The organism is Bacillus sp. Medicinal_06 (genome assembly GCF_056711665.1).
In genome coordinates this window covers 245,944-266,265 of sequence record NZ_JBWYHD010000004.1, presented here as the reverse complement: position 1 = coordinate 266,265, position 20,322 = coordinate 245,944, and the positions used below count along the sequence as shown (strand labels likewise).

22 protein-coding genes are annotated in these 20,322 nt (G+C 36.1%); 7 read left to right on the top strand and 15 right to left on the bottom strand.

The annotated features are described in order from the left end of the window. Positions 1–102: 102 nt before the first annotated feature. From AC1M36_RS11550 to AC1M36_RS11540, 3 genes are read right to left on the bottom strand one after another with little or no spacing between them, the layout of a single operon-like run. On the bottom strand, positions 103–822 hold the full coding sequence (locus tag AC1M36_RS11550; RefSeq protein ID WP_336450867.1) for an EcsC family protein: 720 nt from the start codon (positions 820–822) through the stop codon (positions 103–105). Between the two features lie 13 nt (positions 823–835). Then, positions 836–2,047: an ABC transporter permease gene (locus AC1M36_RS11545; RefSeq protein ID WP_431613070.1), complete on the bottom strand. Its 1,212-nt coding sequence runs from the start codon at positions 2,045–2,047 to the stop codon at positions 836–838. Further along, entirely contained in the window at positions 2,040–2,783 is a 744-nt protein-coding gene (locus AC1M36_RS11540) for an ABC transporter ATP-binding protein (protein WP_336450865.1), read from the bottom strand. Before AC1M36_RS11540 ends, AC1M36_RS11545 begins: the two co-directional genes overlap by 8 nt. Positions 2,784–3,367: 584 nt before the next feature. Between AC1M36_RS11540 and AC1M36_RS11535 the strand changes: the two genes are divergently transcribed. Then, a complete protein-coding gene (locus AC1M36_RS11535; protein WP_003195737.1) occupies positions 3,368–3,802 on the top strand; it encodes an HIT family protein in 435 nt (144 codons plus the stop codon). Position 3,803: 1 nt separating this feature from the next. Here the strand turns inward: AC1M36_RS11535 and yhzF are convergent, their stop codons facing one another. Next, positions 3,804–3,995 carry a membrane protein YhzF gene (yhzF, locus tag AC1M36_RS11530; protein WP_336450864.1) on the bottom strand — a complete coding sequence of 64 codons (192 nt, stop codon included), beginning with the start codon at positions 3,993–3,995 and terminating at the stop codon, positions 3,804–3,806. Between the two features lie 79 nt (positions 3,996–4,074). Here yhzF and AC1M36_RS11525 point away from each other — a divergent pair, with 79 nt between their 5' ends. Both AC1M36_RS11525 and AC1M36_RS11520 read left to right on the top strand, forming a co-directional pair. Next, a complete protein-coding gene (locus AC1M36_RS11525; RefSeq protein ID WP_336450863.1) occupies positions 4,075–4,437 on the top strand; it encodes a YtxH domain-containing protein in 363 nt (120 codons plus the stop codon). Positions 4,438–4,737: 300 nt separating this feature from the next. Further along, positions 4,738–5,295, top strand: a complete 558-nt coding sequence (locus AC1M36_RS11520; RefSeq protein ID WP_336450862.1) for an HTH-type transcriptional regulator Hpr — start codon at positions 4,738–4,740, stop codon at positions 5,293–5,295. Positions 5,296–5,301: 6 nt separating this feature from the next. On the opposite strand, the gene AC1M36_RS11515 is transcribed toward AC1M36_RS11520, so the two are convergent. Then, a complete protein-coding gene (locus AC1M36_RS11515; RefSeq protein WP_336450861.1) occupies positions 5,302–5,637 on the bottom strand; it encodes a DUF1878 family protein in 336 nt (111 codons plus the stop codon). 119 nt (positions 5,638–5,756) lie between these two features. On the opposite strand from AC1M36_RS11515, the gene AC1M36_RS11510 reads away from it, so the two are divergent. After that, entirely contained in the window at positions 5,757–5,951 is a 195-nt protein-coding gene (locus AC1M36_RS11510; protein ID WP_098338972.1) for a hypothetical protein, read from the top strand. A gap of 440 nt (positions 5,952–6,391) precedes the next feature. Then, positions 6,392–7,243 carry a peptidylprolyl isomerase PrsA gene (gene prsA / locus AC1M36_RS11505; RefSeq protein ID WP_336450860.1) on the top strand — a complete coding sequence of 284 codons (852 nt, stop codon included), beginning with the start codon at positions 6,392–6,394 and terminating at the stop codon, positions 7,241–7,243. Between the two features lie 69 nt (positions 7,244–7,312). On the opposite strand, the gene AC1M36_RS11500 is transcribed toward prsA, so the two are convergent. From AC1M36_RS11500 to AC1M36_RS11465, 8 genes are all read right to left on the bottom strand, one after another. Then, the gene (locus AC1M36_RS11500) at positions 7,313–7,747 is read right to left on the bottom strand and encodes an SMI1/KNR4 family protein (protein ID WP_336450859.1); all 435 of its coding nucleotides are present in this window, start codon (positions 7,745–7,747) and stop codon (positions 7,313–7,315) included. A gap of 288 nt (positions 7,748–8,035) precedes the next feature. Further along, positions 8,036–9,718 carry an aerobic glycerol-3-phosphate dehydrogenase gene (glpD, locus tag AC1M36_RS11495; protein ID WP_431613069.1) on the bottom strand — a complete coding sequence of 561 codons (1,683 nt, stop codon included), beginning with the start codon at positions 9,716–9,718 and terminating at the stop codon, positions 8,036–8,038. Positions 9,719–9,851: 133 nt separating this feature from the next. After that, the gene (gene glpK, locus AC1M36_RS11490; protein ID WP_479845888.1) at positions 9,852–11,342 is read right to left on the bottom strand and encodes a glycerol kinase GlpK; all 1,491 of its coding nucleotides are present in this window, start codon (positions 11,340–11,342) and stop codon (positions 9,852–9,854) included. A gap of 13 nt (positions 11,343–11,355) precedes the next feature. Next, the gene (glpF, locus tag AC1M36_RS11485; protein WP_479845887.1) at positions 11,356–12,177 is read right to left on the bottom strand and encodes a glycerol uptake facilitator protein GlpF; all 822 of its coding nucleotides are present in this window, start codon (positions 12,175–12,177) and stop codon (positions 11,356–11,358) included. Between the two features lie 228 nt (positions 12,178–12,405). Further along, on the bottom strand, positions 12,406–12,963 hold the full coding sequence (locus AC1M36_RS11480; RefSeq protein ID WP_336450855.1) for a glycerol-3-phosphate responsive antiterminator: 558 nt from the start codon (positions 12,961–12,963) through the stop codon (positions 12,406–12,408). Between the two features lie 256 nt (positions 12,964–13,219). After that, entirely contained in the window at positions 13,220–13,420 is a 201-nt protein-coding gene (locus tag AC1M36_RS11475) for a sporulation YhaL family protein (RefSeq protein WP_016113651.1), read from the bottom strand. A gap of 139 nt (positions 13,421–13,559) precedes the next feature. Beyond that, entirely contained in the window at positions 13,560–15,944 is a 2,385-nt protein-coding gene (locus AC1M36_RS11470; protein WP_479845886.1) for an immune inhibitor A domain-containing protein, read from the bottom strand. A 347-nt stretch (positions 15,945–16,291) separates the two neighbouring features. Continuing rightward, on the bottom strand, positions 16,292–17,167 hold the full coding sequence (locus tag AC1M36_RS11465) for an alpha/beta fold hydrolase (protein ID WP_336450853.1): 876 nt from the start codon (positions 17,165–17,167) through the stop codon (positions 16,292–16,294). A gap of 373 nt (positions 17,168–17,540) precedes the next feature. On the opposite strand from AC1M36_RS11465, the gene AC1M36_RS11460 reads away from it, so the two are divergent. Together AC1M36_RS11460 and AC1M36_RS11455 are read left to right on the top strand one after the other, a co-directional pair. Further along, the gene (locus AC1M36_RS11460; RefSeq protein WP_336450852.1) at positions 17,541–17,882 is read left to right on the top strand and encodes a hypothetical protein; all 342 of its coding nucleotides are present in this window, start codon (positions 17,541–17,543) and stop codon (positions 17,880–17,882) included. Positions 17,883–18,422: 540 nt separating this feature from the next. Further along, a complete protein-coding gene (locus AC1M36_RS11455) occupies positions 18,423–18,710 on the top strand; it encodes a hypothetical protein (protein WP_336450851.1) in 288 nt (95 codons plus the stop codon). Positions 18,711–18,765: 55 nt separating this feature from the next. Here the strand turns inward: AC1M36_RS11455 and AC1M36_RS11450 are convergent, their stop codons facing one another. Next, the gene (locus AC1M36_RS11450) at positions 18,766–18,978 is read right to left on the bottom strand and encodes a hypothetical protein (RefSeq protein ID WP_336450850.1); all 213 of its coding nucleotides are present in this window, start codon (positions 18,976–18,978) and stop codon (positions 18,766–18,768) included. Further along, positions 18,975–20,057, bottom strand: a complete 1,083-nt coding sequence (locus tag AC1M36_RS11445) for a response regulator aspartate phosphatase (protein WP_336450849.1) — start codon at positions 20,055–20,057, stop codon at positions 18,975–18,977. Before AC1M36_RS11445 ends, AC1M36_RS11450 begins: the two co-directional genes overlap by 4 nt. Between the last annotated feature and the right edge of the window lie 265 nt (positions 20,058–20,322).

Here is a 20,322-nt window from a genome sequence, read left to right as displayed (position 1 = left end):
ATCCACGTTCCCACTTCAGATATTCTTCTTTTACACATAAAAATCCCCTTTGGTAAGCATAACCAAAGGGGAAAGCATACAACTTTATTTCAAAACCATACATCAAATCGATATTCTCTTCTCCTGAAGCAACCGCAAACGATAACAATTCATCGTCACTTCGCCAAGGCGTTGCAACAATTGATAATTCGCATACGCCCCAACCGGCGCACCAATGACCGGCACAAGCTGTAGCATCTTCGCTAAATCGATATAATCGCGGTACTCTTTCTGAAATTTCTCCCAGTCCATATGATTTTCTTTCTCTGTGTCCCACGTTTCAATTGCTTTCCATATTTCCTTGCGATGGTCATCACTTGAGAAAGCAAGTTGAAATACATGCAGGATAAAAAGACGCTCTTCTTCTTTGCTCGTATCAAATCCATATAGAGTCGCGGCATCAAATAAAAATTTAATTTTAATGCTGAGTAAAAGCGGAAAATCGGCAAGCCCTAAAAGAAAGCCGCCCGCTCCTGTTCCAGCGCCTTCTGCTGCGGCAATCTTTTTGTACTCATCCATTTTCTTTAACACTTCTTCATCTCTTCTTTGCAAGGACCAGTCTGTTTCTTTTAACTTCGGTTTTATAAAATGAGATCCAGCACTAATCCCTTGTACCATCTTTTTTATTGTTTCCGTTAGCACGTTTTGCACTTTTTCTGGGATTAACTGTTGTACTTTCGTTTGTACCTTTTTTGAAAAACGAGTCATCATAGAAGAATCTTTCATGATTGTATGTTTCCACTGCTGCAATTCTTTTATGACCTTCTCTTCATATTCAGTCATAAGTTCATTCCTTTCAATTTAAACGTTCGATACGTTTTACGCCATATTGATAAACAAAACCGATACTAAAAGCTATGCTAATGGCAAGTACAACACAAGTCATGATGATATCTTTTGTTGCGAAAGCAAATATGATTGTAAATACAATACTGCCAACACATAAAATTGCACTGAGCAATTTCAGAAAATCCTTTTTCTTTTCTTCATGGGTCACCGGATATAAATCAAGCCAAAGCTTTAAACGATGGTGTTTCCAAAGGCTTAATAGTTGATAACCAATTAAGTATAGAAATACGATACTTACAATAAAACGTCCATATAAAAACGGTATAAAGTAAAGAATCACACCGCCAATCGCAAGCAAGCGAATATATAGACCAAAGTAATTCCCAGATCTTAAAAATGTACGTGTATACAAATATAAATATGTACGTTTTTCACCAATTATTGAAAGCACAAAATCAAGCCATTTTCGGCGTGATACTCGCTCCTTTAATGCTGGTACATCAACAAACATGTTGGCAATGCGGTATAAAAACATCATTTTCTTGCCTTCTTCTGCAATTAAATATTCCCAGTTTAGCGGTTTTCCTTTTACCTTTTGATACATGAAGGCAAGATAGATAACCATTACAAAGAGGATGACTCCGGTGTAAATCACTGAAGTACGCTCGACAAGAAAGTACACAAATAATCCATTACATAAAAAGCGAATGAACCAATCCGCGCGCTGCATGCCTTGATCTGTTAAAAACGATTTTTCCCATGCTACAAATAAATTCCATGCTTTAACTAACACAAGTGCGACCACAATCCATATGTAAGCACCGCCTGTTTGCTTCATCTGCTGGAAATATAGCGGAGCAAGTGCAGCTGATACGATTGCGATTACATACAGCTGAATCATAAATGTAAAGAGAAACGCCTTTGTAAAATACGGCTTTAATTTTTCTTCAACTGGAAGCAAATACACAAGATCTGCTTCTTTTAATAACGTTTGAATCGATCCTGCCGTTAATACAAGCCCGAGTAGCACCGCCATAACAAGCGCGGTCGGAAATGCTGGAGTCAGTGTTTGCAGCCATTGCTGATAATAATACGCACCTGCTCCAATGATAAATACAAAAATAAATTTTAAATGATCGTTAAAAACATACTTACTATATGTACGAACTTCTTTTAAGAAATACTTGAACCGTTCTTTCCATAACGCTTTGCTATTCATAATCTTCTTCCTTTGTTAACGCAATATAAATATCGTCTAGCGTTGCACCTGGCATGTTAAATTGTGACTGCAACTCAGATAGTGTTCCTTTCGCACGGATTTCACCTTGATGTAAAATAATAAAGGAATCACAGTAACGTTCTGCTGTCGCTAAAATATGGGTACTCATTAAAATGCCAGCACCACTCTTTTTCATCTTGTCCATCATTTGAAGGAGTGATTGAATCGCTAACGGATCAAGTCCAACGAAAGGTTCATCGACAATATAAAGCGATGGTTCAACAAGAAACGCACTCATAATCATTACTTTTTGCTTCATCCCTTTTGAAAAATGAGCCGGGAACCATTTTAAACGATTCGTCATTCGAAATTCTTTTAATAGTTGCTGAACACGTTCTTCATATTGTTGTTCATCAACACCATATGCCATCGCTGTTAACTTCAAATGTTCTTCTAACGTTAACTCATCATATAATACAGGTGTTTCTGGAATGAATGAAAAACTAGATCGATATGCAGTCATATCTTCTCGAATTGTTTTTCCGTTAATTGTAACGCTTCCTTTTTTCGGTTCCATTAACCCGATAATATGTTTGATGGTCGTACTTTTACCTGCTCCATTTAAACCGATTAAGCCAACAAGTTCACCTTTTTTCACAGAAAATGAAACGTCTTGCAGCACCGGCCGCTTCGTATATCCTCCTGTGACATTTTCCACATGTAATAACTGTCCCATATGACACCACTTTCTTCTTTATATTCATCCGCTTAGAAAAGCGTATCCTTCAATCGAATGTATATATTTATCTTACCAAAAAACAAAAGATACTACATAGTACCTAAATTTCTTCAAAAAAATTAATTTCTTTGCATACCATTTCTGAAACGGGACATCATAATGAGTGAAGAAGGAACACATTGAAAAAGCAGCCACCAAGTTGATGAATATAGCCTAGCGAAATCATCATGAAATGGGGTGTCCATAATGGACAAAGAAAATTTACACGAAACCAGATAATTTGTTTTATTTTAGAAACGGGGTGTCTCGAGGAGAGTATATACTGTTTTATAAAATAAACAAGTTCATTTTATAAAGGATTATCATTTCATTGTAAATGGGGTGTCTACGGCAGAATACAAGCCGAATTGTCACATATTTCCTAAATAAATGAGGTGTCTGTGAACGGTAGATTAAATGAAATGCTTTTTCAATCCCTCTTCAGAAAACAGGAAGCTGAGTCAGCTTCCTGTTTTTCGTGTTTGTTCTCCTATGTAAGTATGGTAAAATACGGCTAAGACCTACTTGAAAGGATGAGGACAATGAATCATACAGCGGATAATTGTATTTTTTGTAAAATTATTGAAGGACAAATTCCTTGCTCAAAAGTATATGAAGATGAGCATGTACTTGCATTTCTAGATATTAGTCAAGTGACAAAAGGACATACACTTGTTATTCCAAAGGTACATAAGCAAGACATTTTTGCTTTAACGCCAGAAATTGCATCACACATTTTTTCTGTCGTTCCGAAAATCTCAAATGCGATTAAATCTGAATTTAACCCAGTTGGCTTTAACCTTCTAAATAACAACGGTGAAAAAGCTGGACAAACTGTATTCCACTTCCACCTCCATTTAATCCCACGCTACGGTGAAAACGATGGTTTTGGCGCTGTTTGGAAATCACACCAAAATGAATATACGACGGAAAATTTACAAAACATCGCAAGTACCATTGCAAATAGTGTAAAATAGACTATAGTAGCATATAAAATAAAATTGTACATAACAAGCCTATTCCTCCAAAAGACATATACTGCATGGCTTGTTTCTTCACCCAAAATGCTGGAGGATACGATCTTTTTTGTTTTACAAATAACAGTAAATGCATAGCACGTACAAGAAAGAAAAGACTTACGATAAAGCAAATCGTTGTCACGAGTTTCACTTTTATCCCCCCTTGTCTTAAGCATATGCATCGTTTTATACATCATGAATATGAACAAAAAATAAGGAGGTTTCCTTTTATGTCAAAAGCTAAATCTTTTGTAACAGGTTTAATTTGCGGTGGCGCTGTCGCTGGACTAGCCGTTCTTTTTTCAACTCCTTCTTCTGGTAAAGATATGCGCAGTAAGCTAAAAGAAAAAGGAAATGATGTGAAAAAAACGTTATCAGATATTGCAGCTGATACGAAATTATTAAAACGCCAAATTGTTGAAACAGCTTCAGAAGGTAAAGAAGTGTTTCAAGAATTAAAAGATGATATGCAAGATACGCTTTCCACATGGAAACAAGATATTTCTCAAAACAAACTTCATATTGAACAAGAGATTTTAGACATTCAAAAATCAATTGAAAAATTGCAACAAGCAGTTCCAGAAAAAGCGTAAACGATGTTCCATTCTTAGTTTTTGCATATAACAAATATTTTTTATAAATATTTGTCCTAACACGACATATCACATAGATATGTCGTGTTTTTATGCATTTACAATATATGTTATCCATTACGATGTGAAGATGACACTTATAGTTACGACACCTAAAACGCTTCCACAATTATGCATGATTTGTACAAAATTATAATTTTTCCGAAAAATTTTCACAATTCTCACAAAAAGACTTTATTAATTTTTATTTTACTGGCATAATAGATACTAATGAAAAAGAATGTTAAAGTGGGTGAGTACATGAAAAGTGGAGAAAAAGATTATTCGGTCAAAGAAGCAATGATTTTTAGCCAACGCATTGCTCAATTATCAAAAGCATTATGGAAATGTGTAGAAAAAGATTGGCAACAGTGGATTAAACCATACGATTTAAACATTAATGAGCACCATATTTTAACCATTGCTTATCATTTGAAAGGGGCTTCTATTTCTGAGATTGCAAAGTTTGGCGTGATGCACGTATCGACGGCATTTAACTTTTCTAAAAAACTTGAAGAGCGCGGCTATCTTGTATTCTCAAAGAAAGAAGATGATAAGCGAAATACGTATATTGAAATTACACCAAAAGGGGAAGAATTGCTGCTGCAATTAATGGAGGAGTATGACCCTGAAAATAATTCGGTCTTTAATGGCGCTCTTGCTCTTCGAAACTTCTACGGTAAGTTCCCAGAAAATATCGAATTAATCGCGATTTTAAGAAACATTTATGGACAGGATTTTATCGATATTTTTGAGAAATCACTAGAAGATATTGAGGAAAATTTTACGGAACACGATCAAAAATTAGTTAAAAAATAAAATCGATTATTTTTTCGCTGTCATGCGTAAAAATTCTTGCATAATTGGCTGAAATAAGCCTTGTCTATGGAGCGCTTCTGCAGTCTCGTTTACTTCGAGCTGATGTGGAAGCGCTTTTTCAAACTGCTCCAAAAGAGTATCAAATAAAAGTAAGCCTTCTTGTTTCTCTGCTATGTATTGTTCGTTCAATTGTTCACAAAGATTCAGTATACGTTCAATATCCTTTTTACGAGCTTTTTTCTTTATAATTAAAGAATAAAATGGACACTTATCTTCGTCGATCATTTGAAAAAGAAGTTCTACATAATATTCAGCTTGTTCTAGTCTCTTTACAACGTCCATTTTCTCCCTCACTTTCTAACACAATGTCTTCTATTTCTGAATTTTATAACACGAACAAAATATCGTATGATACAATATATAAAAGTATATGTATTTTGGCCAAAAGGAGGTATCTCCTCGTGACTCTTATAGAAATTGTTTTTGTCACATTTGCACTTATTGTTCTATTCTACACGAATTTCCTGACGCATACACTCTGCGTGCGAAAACAACTATCCGAGAGACGCCAAACGAGCGCTTTTCGAGTGATTAATGTATGTATTACGATTCTATTAATTTCTAGTTATATAGAAATTATATTTCATGGAAAGTGAGGAAGGGAAGTCCCTTCCTCACTTTTTTCCTCTATAAGCAAATTATACCTACTATAACCAATAAAATAAACAGTACAAGCAATAAAATAATAAGTGATGAATTCATTCCCCCATCCCTCCTCTTTCCTTTATATGCACAATCGCCCAATATGGTACTCTCTCCTTAATCTGACAATCATCATAAACAAATGGGCAATTTTTCTTTATCAATAGGAAAAGACGTCGAAATATGATATATTAAATTTTGTACATATTGCTTATACTATAGAATAAAATTACCTTCAGCTAGATTTCATCCTCAGCCTCGGTAAGCCCTGTTAAGCAAGGCTTTTTACCTTATAAAAAAGCAAACCAGTGAGACTTAATCGGGCTCTTATGAACAAAAATGTTTATTTGTGCGGGATGAATTAAAAATACATAATAGTAGGAGTGTTTATTGAATGAAGAAAGCTATGCTTGCCTTAGCAGCAACAAGTTTGATTGCCTTATCAGCATGTGGATCAGCTGATAAAATCGTTACCTCTAAAGCTGGTGACATTTCAAAAGACGAATTTTATGAAAAGATGAAAGACAGAGCTGGTAAACAAATTTTAAATGGTATGGTATTAGAAAAAGTACTTGTTACAAACTATAAAATCGATGATAAAGAAGTTGACAAGAAATACGACGAGTATAAGAAGCAACTTGGTGATCAATTTGATGCCGCTCTAAAACAACAAGGATTTACGGATAAATCATTTAAAGAAAGCGTTCGCGCTGAATTAGCAATGACAAAAGCGATTGAAGGCAGTATCACTGACAAAGAACTAAAAGAAAATTATAAACCTGAAATTAAGGCAAGCCACATCCTTGTAAAAGATGAAGCAACTGCGAAAAAAGTAAAAGAAGAACTTGGACAAGGTAAATCTTTTGAAGAACTTGCAAAACAATACTCAGAAGATACAGGATCAAAAGAAAAAGGCGGCGACTTAGGTTTCTTCGGACCTGGTAAAATGGTAAAAGAATTTGAAGAAGCTGCATATAAAATGAAAAAAGACGAAGTAAGTGAGCCAGTAAAATCACAATTCGGTTATCACATCATTAAAGTAACTGATATTAAAGAACAAGAAAAAACATTTGATCAAGCAAAAGCTGACATCAAAAAAGAACTTGTTGCGAAAAAGATGCAAGATGGCGAATTCATGGCTAAACTTCAAGAGAAAGAATTGAAAAAAGCTGACGTGAAAGTTAACGATAAAGATTTAAAAGATATCTTTGAAACTCCAAAAGCTGATGAAAAAGAGAAAAAATAATTCTTATGAAATAAGCTGTCAGGTCTTTCCTGACAGCTTATTTTATTACCCTTTTTTAGTTGGGTATTACTAAATGCGAATTGTTCCATTACTCCACCATTCAATGAATTTCTTTAAAGAAGGAGCAACCCAAGTACGACTATCATTTTCATGATTCCATACATAAATATCGGCCTTTTGTATAGAGCCGTTTAAAATGGAATACCCAAATAAATCACCATTCCCTGCATCTGCAATGAATAATAAGCCATCAAAAGGCATATATAAGTCTTTAAATTCCTCGTAACTTCTAAGATTTACATTTTCCTTTACCATTCGGCTTGTCGACCAAACGAGATGACATCCATATCGATCGGTTACACCATCTGTTTCTTCTAGCAAACTCTGTAATTCATCCAGAAGCTTTAGATTGAATATGGCCTTCATTTCTTCAAGCTTATTTACATCAGCAGGCGCATGAAACACATACTCTTTTGAAATCGTTCTTATCCATTCCTTCCACATATCCGTGTCCCCTCTCATTTCATACATCTTGAGGAAATTAGATCTCTATGTAGACTTTTTTTGTTTTACGATTTATTTCTTTTAGAAATGAAATATTATAAAAAAAGCATCTAGCAAAAAGCTAGATGCAGATAAAAACACAAGGGAAGATAAAAGTCTTCCCTTAACCCGTATGTTATTATAACAAAAAAACCATAAAAAAAAACATAAAAAATGTGTTTCACTTTATAAAAAGTGCCTGAAGGGCGTTTTCTCCCCTTAGGCACGCACTCTTTTATTCCTCATTTCTTATGCTAATGCTGCCGCTTGCTCTTGCTGATCTACAGGCACTACAGCGTCTCTTAATGCTTTCTCTAGTTCAGCTGTATATTTCATTTGTTCTTCTTTGCTCCAGCCTAATTTTGCTGCCATATACGCAATTACGTTTTCTTTCCAATCGTATACCCAGTGAATGTTGAAGAATACAGCCCCTCTGCGGCGTACGAAGAAGTCAACAGGCTTCACTGTCATTTCATAATCCATCGCGTATACAAGCGGTACAAGTACGTCTAACGGCATGTTATACTCTTTTGCATCTGCTTTTAGCTCTTTTGCTAAGTTAAAGAGAATATCAACGTTAGAACCATAGAATTTCGCAAACTCTTCTGCTTGCTGCGTTGTTAAACCGTACTTTGTTCCTTCCCCAGCTTTTTTCGCAATGAATGTTGGTAATTGTTTAGAACCACCTACATGACCACCAGAGATTGGCATATGTTTCGTTTCGCTCTTCGGATAAGAACTGTGATCTTCTTTTTGTAATAGAGACGTTACATAATCTACTACCATCTCTGCCATTTTGCGATATCCTGTTAATTTACCGCCCGCAATTGTAATTAAGCCAGATTCAGAAGTCCAAATTTCATCTTTACGAGAAATTTCAGATGCACTCTTACCTTCTTCATAAATTAATGGACGAACACCAGCCCAGCTTGATTCAATATCTTTTTCAGTAATTTTTACGCTTGGGAACATATAGTTGATCGCATTGATGATGTATGTGCGATCTTCTGTTGTCATTTGTGGTACTGCTGCGTCTTTATCATAGAACGTATCTGTTGTACCTACATATGTTTTCCCGCCGCGCGGAATCGCGAAGACCATACGTTTGTCTGGTGTATCAAAATAGATCGCTTGACCAAGCGGGAAACGTTTTTGGTCGATAACTAAGTGAACACCTTTTGATAATTGCAATACTTTTCCTTTTTTCGAATTATCTTTTTCACGAAGTGTATCTACCCAAGGACCAGCTGCATTTACAATTTTCTTACCGTACACTTCATATACTTCTCCGTCTAATAAGTCGATAACGCGTACACCACATACTTTTCCATCTTTATATAAGAAACCGTCTACTTTTGCATAGTTAACTGCTTTTGCACCGTGCTCAATTGCTTCTTTCATTACTTCAATTGTTAAACGTGCATCATCTGTACGATATTCTACGTAGTAACCGCCGCCCTTTAGACCTTCTTGTTTTACAAGCGGTTCTTTCTTCATTGTTTCTTCGCGGCTAAACATTTTTCTACGCTCGCTTCGTTTTACACCTGCTAAGAAGTCGTATACACGAAGACCAATTGATGTACTAAATGAACCGAATGTGCCGCCCTTATGGAACGGAAGTAACATCCACTCTGGTGTTGTTACATGGGGACCGTTCTCATATACGATCGCACGCTCTTTCCCAACTTCTGCTACCATTTTCACTTCAAGTTGTTTTAAATAACGTAAACCACCGTGTACAAGTTTCGTTGAACGACTTGATGTACCTGCTGCAAAGTCTTGCATTTCAAACACAATCGTTGATAAACCGCGTGTTGCTCCGTCTAATGCAATACCAGAACCAGTAATACCTCCACCAATTACGATCACATCTAATTCTTGTTTATTTACTCCGTTTAATACGTCTTTACGTTGTTTACTTGAAAATTTCATGGTAATTCCTCCCTATTTATACGAAAAAAGAGACCACAAACTCCGCTATAGAAATCGCTTCTATAGCGTGTTGTGGTCTCTCCATATCTCCTACCGAATTATTAACTTATCATCATTATAACACTGTTTATGATTATTTAAAAGCTTTTGTTGCTTCAATTGCTTTTTTCCAGCCAGCATATAGCTCTTCACTTGTTTCTGCTTCCATTGCTGGTGCAAAGCTTCTATCCATATTCCACTGCGATTTAATTTCTTCTTGGTTTTCCCAATATCCAACTGCAAGACCTGCTAAATATGCTGCCCCTAAAGCCGTTGTTTCATTTACTTCTGGGCGCTCTACTGGCACATCTAACATATCACTTTGGAACTGCATTAAGAAGTTATTCTTAACAGCTCCGCCGTCCACGCGTAATGTTTTCAGCTGAATACCTGAATCAGCTTCCATTGCGCATAATACATCTTTCGTTTGGTATGCTAATGACTCTAGCGTTGCACGGATAAAGTGTTCTTTCGTTGTACCGCGCGTTACGCCAAATACCGCTCCGCGTACTTCACTATCCCAGTACGGTGTTCCAAGCCCTACGAATGCTGGAACAACATATACGCCGTCTGTTGATTCTACGCGATTTGCGTATTCTTCACTTTCACTTGCATCTTTAAACATGCGCATGCCGTCACGTAACCACTGGATTGCTGAACCTGCTACGAAAATACTTCCTTCTAATGCATATTCAACTTTACCATTTAAACCCCATGCAATTGTTGTTAATAGACCATGCTCAGACGCAACTGCTTTTTCACCTGTGTTCATTAACATGAAGCAACCAGTTCCGTACGTGTTTTTCGCCATACCTTCACCGAAGCAAGCTTGTCCAAATAACGCTGCTTGTTGGTCACCAGCGATACCTGCAATCGGTACATTTTGACCGAAGAAATGATAATCAATTGTATGACCGTATACTTCAGAAGATTGACGTACTTCTGGAAGCATGCTTTTCGGTACTGTTAACATGTCTAAAAGCTCATCATCCCACTCTAGGTCATGAATATTAAACATTAATGTACGTGATGCGTTTGAATAGTCTGTTACGTGCGCTTTCCCACCAGACAATTTCCATACAAGCCATGTATCAATTGTTCCGAATAATAATTCGCCGCGCTCCGCTTTTTCTCTTGCGCCTTCAACGTTATCTAGAATCCATTTTACTTTCGTACCTGAGAAGTATGCATCAATTAAAAGACCTGTTTTTTCGCGAACCATATCGCTATAGCCTTTTTCTTTTAACTCATCACAAATTTCAGCTGTTTGGCGTGATTGCCATACGATTGCGTTATAAACTGGTTTACCAGTTTCTTTATCCCATACAACCGCTGTTTCACGTTGGTTTGTAATCCCGATACCAGCGATTTGCTCTGGTTTTACATCTGCTTCACTTAAGCAAGTTGCAATAACTGCTAAGATAGATCCCCAAATTTCTTGCGCATTATGTTCTACCCAGCCTGGCTTTGGAAAATGTTGTGTAAATTCTTTTTGAGCTGAATGAACAATTTTACCTTCTTTATTAAAAAGGATTGCACGTGAGCTTGTTGTTCCTTGGTCTAATGAAAGAATATATTTTTTCATAATTAGTTCCCCCTTATGCTACTTTTCTACTATTTGTATTGCTTCCGCTCTTTTTGCTTGTCATATAAGAGATTGCTAGTACAATCACAGTTGCAATTATCACATAAATAAGTGCTGCATTTTGTTTTCCTTCAAATACAACTTGATGGAATAAACCTGCAAGTGATCCACCTAAAATCGGTCCTACTACCGGAATCCATGCATACTTCCAGTTTGATCCGCCCTTTCCTGCAATCGGAAGGAAGAAGTGTGCAATACGCGGACCTAAGTCACGAGCTGGGTTGATTGCATACCCTGTTGTTCCACCTAATGATAAACCGATACTTACAATTAAGAAACCAACAACGAATGGATTTAAACCATCCGCAAATTTATTTGCACCAATTGCTAATATACCAAATACTAAAACGAATGTTCCAATCATTTCACTTAAAAGGTTTGCAAATGTGTTCGGAATTGCTGGTCCTGTTGCAAAAACGCCTAACTTTGCAGATGGATCTTCTGTTTCTTTCCAATGCGGTAAGTAATGTAAATATACGATAATTGCACCGATGATTGCCCCAATCATTTGCGCTACAATGTAACCTGGTACATCATTCCATGGGAACGTTCCCTTAAATGCGAGTCCAATTGTCAAAGCTGGATTCAAATGTGCCCCACTAATCGATCCTACTGCATATGCTGCGATGGCAACTGCTAAGCCCCATCCCATCGTAATAACAATCCAACCAGAATCCTTAGCAAACGACTTCTTTAAGCTGACACCAGCACAAACGCCGCCACCAAGAACGATTAACAACGCTGTCCCTATTAATTCCCCTAAAAATGCTGACATAAAATCCCTCCACAATCAATTTAAATGATTCCAATGTGATAGAGAGAAAATGAATGGCCATTCGTTTTTTTCAAAAGAAAAAGATCCACAGCCTACACGCTTCTATATAAAAACTATAGAAACAATGAAATGTGGATCTCTACTTTTCTCCGTCACGTTTATTAACTTGTCTATAATGTTAACCTCAAATGAAAGCGGTGTCAATAAAATTTTTTCACATTTTCGACACTATTTTTGGAAATGTTTCCATAGTTCTTTTTTCGACGTTGTAATCGCTGTCGCACCAGCCTCTAACGCTCTTTCTACATCATCCACCGTACGGATAAATCCGCCTGCTAAAATCGGCACACCCGTCCGTTCTTTCACTTCAGCAATCACACCTGTTAAAGCGCCCGGAAGTACCTCAATATAATCTGGTTTTGTTTTTTCTAACAGATTGCAACTTTTCTCCATCGCACTCGAATCAATTAAAAAGATACGCTGAATCGCGACAACGCCCTTTTGCTTCGCCTTCATAATGACACTTGCCTTTGTCGACAATAATCCATACGGCTTATATTCTTGGCATAAAAACTCTGTCGCATGTCCATCACTTTGCAATCCGTGAATTAAATCAACATGTAAAAATACTTTTTTACCATGCTGCTTCGCCAGTGCCACAACACTCTTCAATTGACCGATATGAATATCTAAAATAACAATATACTCATACGAGCTATGTAATAACTTTTCTAAATCTTTAATCTGCCGAACAGCTGGCAAAATCTTTTGTTCATGAAATTCCATTCTAAAAATCCCCTTCTTTACGTCATCATACCTTTTATAGTACACAATTTAGACGAAAAGAAAAGCGAGTAGGAGAAATTTTTAGCTCGCTTCACTGTCGAGCTGCGTCGAACGATCGATATCCTATGTCGAATCGCCGATATAGGATGAGAAACGGTCGATATATTTGAAAAATCGCTGATATATTCGTACTTTCCGCCGATATAAAAAACTGCCCCTAATTTAGGGGCAGCTGCTATTGATATATATTTTTCAATTAAAGCAACACAGAATCCTTATCACTTTCTTGATTACGTCTCTCGCGCTCTTCTTCTAAACGCTTCATATATACTTCGCCTTCTTTTTCGATAAACTCATTATCCATCTCTTGCTCTTTTTTAGAAGTATATAAAACCATGTAGCCACTTACGACAATCCCGATAATAACAAGATAAATCCACCATGGTAAAGTTTCCACTTGATTTCCTTCCTTTCCTAAGACAAGCCTTGTTAGTTTCACTGTATGAGAGGAAGGACAAGATTATGACTCTTTTCCACACATTCTTTTTCAAACTCTAAGAGCAGTACCCATTAAGAGTACTGCTCCTAGCTTCATTTTAACGATGAATCCAAACTGCACCTGCAGAGTTGTCTTCCGCTTGACCTACTACTTCAAACTTTAATCCTAGTTTTGGTAACTTACGTCCTGCATCTGGAATAATGCTGTTGATGTACTGCTTAGAATCATCAAATTTCGCAACCCCTGGCAATCCTTTATAATCAAAAATTCCGCGAGTTGGTGAATCTACTTTCCATGCCGGCGTTTGGTCAAATGAGAATGCCGCATCTGCAATTTGATAACGCGTACTGCTCTTCACAGTTGGTTGTCCGTTTAACGTTCCTACAATTGCCTCTGGATGAGAATCTACTACTCCTAAGAATCCTTCACCTGGATGCACGCCTACCCAGTTATCTGTAAAGCTTTGATCCGCATACCATACAACCATTCCTGTGTTAAATACTGGACCACGCGCATGTTTTAATGCCGTGTCAGAACCAGCATAATTTCTCCACTCTAAATAGTAATTATGTTTTTTCTGTTCAAATCCGTTAGATACAGTAAATCCTTTTAACGTCATTGCTGATTGTCCTTCTGCATCATCTGAAAACGCAACTTTACCATCTACAGTTAATGCTGCATTATCTAGAGCAAACCCTTTGTAAGACACTGCAATATCTGTTACATATTCAAACTGTAGTTTTACTTTCTTTCCTTTGAATTGGCTTAAATCGTATGACTTATCAACCCATTTCCCTTCAGTTGTATCCATACCGCCTTTTACATCTTTTTCACCAATTCTATCAATACGCACTTTTGTTCCATCTTCCGTAATTGCATTCACTTCAAGGAAATCATACTTCGCTTCAAGCTCATAAAATGCCTTGTAATCAAACTTCGCATTTGTCGCATTTGTTAAATCGAATACTGGTGTTTCAAGTGATGTATGCATGTCATTCCCTTTTGTACTGTAATAAAACTGCTTACCGAATGCTGCTTCGATATTTTTAATATTTTTGTCAGGTAAGTTCACGCGAACAATCCCTGGTCGTTTTGACTTCGTAACACTTTGGTCGATATATGTTGCAGCCCCAATACCTTTACGAAGTTTATCATAATCTACTTCTAAAATATTCGCCCAGTTGCCACCCATATTTTTTTGGAAAAACTCTTTATTTTGTGGTGAGAAACTTGTTGGCTCTGTTCCGGCAATTTTCCCAGACCAGCTACCGCCACTCATAAGAGACCAAGATTCAACTGGCTCACCGTTCCCTGTATACTTTGTATCGTACTCATCTGGTAAACCTAAATCATGACCGTACTCATGAGCAAACACACCAACCGCTCCATCTTCAGGTTCGATTGTATAGTCGTATGCCGCCATCTTTCCGCCCCAATTTGAAACAGAAGATTTTGTTCCATCAATCGCATATGGTTTTGATCCAAGTTTTGAACGATGAGACCAAATCGCATCATCTTTCAATTTACCGCCGCCAGCTTCTTGTCCAACACCCGCATGCACAACCATTAAATGATCAATAATGCCGTCTGGCTCATTTTTATTTCCATCACCATCTTGATCGTACTGATCAAATTGGTCAAAGTCCGCTAAGTTAATCCCTTTTGCTACCGCTGCTTTTAATGCTTCCTTCACAAAATCACGTGGTCCTAAAGGCCCTTTATTATCATGACCAGTTCCAGCATCTGAACCGTAATCGGAAGCTTTTCCTGGAACAGTTAACCATTCCGTTACAGTTCCATCAACTGTGTAGCTACCACCTGATTGCTCTTCATAATATTGCTTAAATGTGTTAATTTTTGATCCGTCAAATAACGTAAACGGCTCATCACCAAATAACATTTTTTGATAGTGCTCACGATTAAAGTCTTTCGAATACATATATCCTGGTTCTTGATCAATATTGTTATGTTTGAAATCGCTAAATTCTACAAGTAAAACAAGCACTTTATCTGTGCGAACTGCCCTATTATATTCTTCTTGTTTCGCTGGTGTAGTCGGAACTTTCCCGTTTAACTTCCTAGGATTCATTCCTGCATCTTGACCAGCTACTGGTCCTACTGCCGGCTTATCTGCTTGTTCCTTTTCTTGCATCTTTGCATCTTTTACTTTTTTCATAAAATCAGAAGCTTCTTGCGTCAAACTATCTCCTGTAACAATCTCTTTTCCAGGGTTTTCCCCTTTCTTTTTCTCAACATACTTTTCTACAGCTTTTGATGTCTCAGCTTGTGATGCTGATTTATCAATGACTCCGCGCTCTTTCAACGCTTTCGCCAAACGTTCCTCCGGTATTAAATGCTCATCAATCGGCAACGATGATGATGGCGTTTCAGCCGCTGCCTGACTTCCAAATGCAAACGTACTACTTAGCACTGCCGCTGTTGCTAATACTGATAAAGGTTTTAACTTCTTATTCTTTTTCAATCCATTCCCTCCCTATGTCCTGCGAATTATCGTTTTTTGTCGATATTTAAATAATATTGTTTGGTTATTTAATTTTCAATATATTTTAAAAATTACGACATAAAAAATATTGAGAAATATTTTTCTGACAATTACACATACAAAAAAGGCTCTGCTTGCTTCAGTAGAACCTTTTTCAGGGTGTAGAGAAATTTTATCGGCGATTTTTCAAATATATCGACCGTTTCTCACCATATATCGGCGCAAATTGAAATATATCAGCGATTCGACAAAGGATATCGACCATTCAGCAAATAACGACATAAACAAGAATCTATTACCTTCCCTTTTTCATACTGAAACACTGGTTAATGATTCGCATGTTTTTCGAAAAAAGCTTGGACATATCCCATAAACTCTTCCGGCTCTTGACGAAACGGCGCATGGTATCCTTTTTCGATTATATGGAATGTACTATTTTTGAATAATTGGTGATAGGTCTCACCATTTTTCCATGGCACGCTTTTATCATTTCTCCCCCAAATAATTAATGTGGGCACTTGAATCGCATCTGCATCCATCACAATGCGGCGCTCTCTCATTTTCGTTAGTTCACGATAATGTTCTTTATCATCTCTTCTATTTTTCACTTCATTTTTATCATAATCCGTAATAGTAGATACCGTATTTATATCAGCTGATAATTTTGGCTTTTGAGTATCTCCTTTTTGCCGGAAAGATTCGATTCCTGTCGAGTCCGCTAAAATAAGATGCGTAATCGCCTCAGGATATAAATACGTTAAATTAAGAGAAATCTCTCCCCCCATCGAATGACCGAGCACCGCAAACTGATCATAGCCTAGTTTTTTCATTAACTTATAATATAAATTTGCTTGCACCGGGAATGAATACTGAAAATCCATCGGCTTCGAAGAACGTCCGAATCCTAAAATATCAACCGCAATAATCGTATGATCTTTCGCGAGTTCCGGATAAATATCACGGAATCCATCAGAAGAACCTCCAAAGCCATGAAGCATAAGCAGCGGCGGTTTTCCTTCACTAATCTGTTTAAAATAGATCGTTTGTCCGTCGATTTCTGCCATTTTTTCTTCTGTATTTAGTTTTGTTACCACTGTATCCTTTACTTCTTCTACCTTTGCTGTTGGCTTTTCGACAATATTAACAATTACTAATAATAGAAGCGCAATGCCACTAATAATATAGAACTTTAATCGTTTCAAGTTGATTGTCTCCTTTCCGCTACTTTGAGTCATAAAAAAATACACTTAACATAAGCTTTCACTTTTTGTCAGCATTTTATAGCTACACTGTTGTAACTAAATAAGTTACAACAATAATAAAAAAACACGCTCTCTCTCTAAATGAGAATGCACCTGGAATATTTCTTTTATTTAATTTCTTTCATACTATTTAATTTACTTGTAATCATTATAGTTACAAACAAAAAGTAAGTCAATTCTTTTCAGAGAAATTTAAATTCTACTCTACTAAAAGCTTGAGATGATTCTATCAAACATCATTCAGTAGTCTTATAAGAAATGGTAAGATTATAACTGTTTATCCAATGTATTAAAGATTATGAGGTAACAAAAAGTGAAATACATATATAAAGTAACAAAAAATCAAGGCTTAGATTCTTTAAAAATAGAATTACCAAAAGAACTAGAAATTGTAGCAACATTTTTAGAAAACGATATCCAAGGGATTCCAATTAAATGGTGGTTACAACAAATCGATGAAGTATTAAATAACCTAAAAGAATATAATGAATTTCAAGGTACATTATGTGCAATTCAAGTAAAAAAGGATGAAACTATACTTGTAGATTTATATTCTATCCATGATCCTAATGTATGTAAAATCGAAACAACTGAACTTAGAAATTTAATTGAGGTTTGGGGACAAGCACAAAAAATGTATAAAGATAACAACTAAAAAAATTAACTTTTACAACAACATTTAAATTACAATCCTTCTTAAGCGTGAGCCAGATAGCTCACGCCTTTTATTTTTGGTGATTATAACATTTATTTTTAAATTTATAATCATGCTATTCGTTACGGACAAACTCGAGCCAATTACCATTGAAAGACCGATTTGCTTTTGCTGACGGAAGTGATTTGCGACCTAAATTTGATACGCCTGATTTTAGACAAGCTAAAGATACTTTCTTATTCTTTAATCCGTTTTAAATCTCATCCTCATTCTATTTATAATAACAATGGCACCGTTGAACATATGTTTCACGGGAATATAAATAGAGCAGGAGCTGCTGGAGGATAGCATCATAAAAGTACGATGAGAAAAGGTGAAATTTTACACATTATTGATCCTCTTGATGCAAATGGAGAATTAGTAAAATTATTGTTAATGAAAGTTAAATGAACTATCTATAATAAAATAGGTAATAAGTATGGAATTAAAGAAGAAAATACTAGAGAATTACATAAAATTCACAGACAAGCGGGTGTCCATATGAAACTATATTTTAAAGATATTGAATTAGGTGATATTACAGAAGTATCCGCAGATACACCGTGGATGTATGGGACGATTCACTTAAATGAAAATAGTAAGCCATTTCATGAATATTTTCGCGGGATGGTTGATGAAGACACTGAATTTGATTTTAACAGCGCAGATCCAGAATTTTTAGCGGAAAGTAATTGGTCTATTTTAGATGAAAATGAAAGTAAATACTTAGGGATCGATATACCGGCTATTTACATAGAAGATACAACGATCGCATGGCGCTGGAGATAAAGCGCAAAATAAAAGAAGAACGCTTATTTGTGAGGGTAAACGTTCTTCTTTTTTATTATAGGTCTGCGTGATTGTTCACCATAGGTGGTCTACCGTGGTCAAAATTAGGCATGTTATTATAATCGTCAACACTGTATGTAGGTGCATAATCAGGTATTTGCAGTGCTGGCGGACGTCCGTGATCTGCTTGTGATGAATATGAATCCGTAAAAGTACCTATACCTAAAACAGCTATAAAACTAACAGTACCCATTAATAATTTTTTCATTTCAATGCACTCCTTTGTATAAGTGTTTGTCTTGCTTCATATGCAGTATTAAAATACTTACTAGCCTTTTCGTGATTACCTTCATCATAAAAGCGTTTTGCAAGATACCCTGCGTACTCTTCAATAAAACCATATAGTTGTTGTGTTTCAAAATAATTAATACCTGCAATAATAGCAGATTCTAGGTTCTGCTTATATTCTATATCATATAAAGCTTGTATTATGCGAAAATGATGTGCATATTCAATATCAGCTATCTCAATACCTTCTTCTAAAAATGCTTTAGCTTTCTCAATTTGATTTATCTTGTAGTGTTCCTGCGCTAACAAAAATAATGTCTTATGGTATGGTTCCTCATTGTTATAAACATCTGTTAAGTAACGTATAGCCGTTTCTGATAAATTTTGTTTTGCATAGAGAAAACCTAGATTGTAGCGAAGCAATATAATTAAATTTTCATGATTCTGTTTCTTGGCCAATTCTAAACTTTTTACAAAATATTCTTCAGCTTGTTCAAACTGTTTTAAGGTAATACTTGCTAGTCCTAAAGTGACATCACATTCTAACTGATTAAGTTTATAACTTAACCGCTTCTCATACAATTCTTTTGCCTTAAGTACATGCTTAATTGTTAATAAAGGTTGGTGAATGTGGTAGTTTAGTACCCCTAGTTTATAATTAAATTCTGCCTTTTCAATCTCATCAGGAACGTACATTAAAAGTTTTTCAGCTTGTTCATAATGTTCTTTTCCTTCTTTATAATTTGAAGTTAAAGTACAATGAAAGCCTTTCAAAAAATGATAATAATATGCCAGAAACCCCTCTTTTGGAACCTCAAAAAATTCTACCTGGTCAAAACTATCTTCTTTAACTGCCCCCCAGTCAATTAGAGCATGATATCTAAAATTTAGTAATGCATAATACAATAATACGTCCTGATCTGTTTCTACATGATTAATTTTATTATCAATCTCTTCTTTACATCGTGTCGCTTTCTCCACTTGCTGTTGCAACATTGACTGATACCAAATATCTAATGAATGCTTAATTTGATCTTTCGTAACTATATGTGCACTCATAATGATTCCTCCCTCTTATGTTTCACCTCGAATACTCTGAATATTAACACAATTACATAAATTGTATATCAAATCCTCCCCTTCCGTTAATTGAAAAATAATTATCAGAATATTTTCCTTTTAAGAAACAATTAAAACCCGACTCATAAGAGATAGCTTTCCTATTCCCCCACTTTAAAAAATAAAAAAGGCAAGCGACCTCAGCTTTACGCTAAAATCACTTGCCTAATAAGTATTCTCTCACATTAACGGGCAGTAAGATCCC

Coding starts and splice junctions, on each gene's coding strand:
- AC1M36_RS11550 (WP_336450867.1), bottom strand. CDS start 822: ATGACTGAATATGAAGAGAAGGTCATAAAAGAATTGCAGCAGTGGAAA.
- AC1M36_RS11545 (WP_431613070.1), bottom strand. CDS start 2,047: ATGAATAGCAAAGCGTTATGGAAAGAACGGTTCAAGTATTTCTTAAAA.
- AC1M36_RS11540 (WP_336450865.1), bottom strand. CDS start 2,783: ATGGGACAGTTATTACATGTGGAAAATGTCACAGGAGGATATACGAAG.
- AC1M36_RS11535 (WP_003195737.1), top strand. CDS start 3,368: ATGAATCATACAGCGGATAATTGTATTTTTTGTAAAATTATTGAAGGA.
- AC1M36_RS11525 (WP_336450863.1), top strand. CDS start 4,075: ATGTCAAAAGCTAAATCTTTTGTAACAGGTTTAATTTGCGGTGGCGCT.
- AC1M36_RS11520 (WP_336450862.1), top strand. CDS start 4,738: ATGAAAAGTGGAGAAAAAGATTATTCGGTCAAAGAAGCAATGATTTTT.
- AC1M36_RS11515 (WP_336450861.1), bottom strand. CDS start 5,637: ATGGACGTTGTAAAGAGACTAGAACAAGCTGAATATTATGTAGAACTT.
- prsA (WP_336450860.1), top strand. CDS start 6,392: ATGAAGAAAGCTATGCTTGCCTTAGCAGCAACAAGTTTGATTGCCTTA.
- AC1M36_RS11500 (WP_336450859.1), bottom strand. CDS start 7,747: ATGTGGAAGGAATGGATAAGAACGATTTCAAAAGAGTATGTGTTTCAT.
- glpD (WP_431613069.1), bottom strand. CDS start 9,718: ATGAAATTTTCAAGTAAACAACGTAAAGACGTATTAAACGGAGTAAAT.
- glpK (WP_479845888.1), bottom strand. CDS start 11,342: ATGAAAAAATATATTCTTTCATTAGACCAAGGAACAACAAGCTCACGT.
- glpF (WP_479845887.1), bottom strand. CDS start 12,177: ATGTCAGCATTTTTAGGGGAATTAATAGGGACAGCGTTGTTAATCGTT.
- AC1M36_RS11480 (WP_336450855.1), bottom strand. CDS start 12,963: ATGGAATTTCATGAACAAAAGATTTTGCCAGCTGTTCGGCAGATTAAA.
- AC1M36_RS11455 (WP_336450851.1), top strand. CDS start 18,423: ATGAAACTATATTTTAAAGATATTGAATTAGGTGATATTACAGAAGTA.
- AC1M36_RS11450 (WP_336450850.1), bottom strand. CDS start 18,978: ATGAAAAAATTATTAATGGGTACTGTTAGTTTTATAGCTGTTTTAGGT.
- AC1M36_RS11445 (WP_336450849.1), bottom strand. CDS start 20,057: ATGAGTGCACATATAGTTACGAAAGATCAAATTAAGCATTCATTAGAT.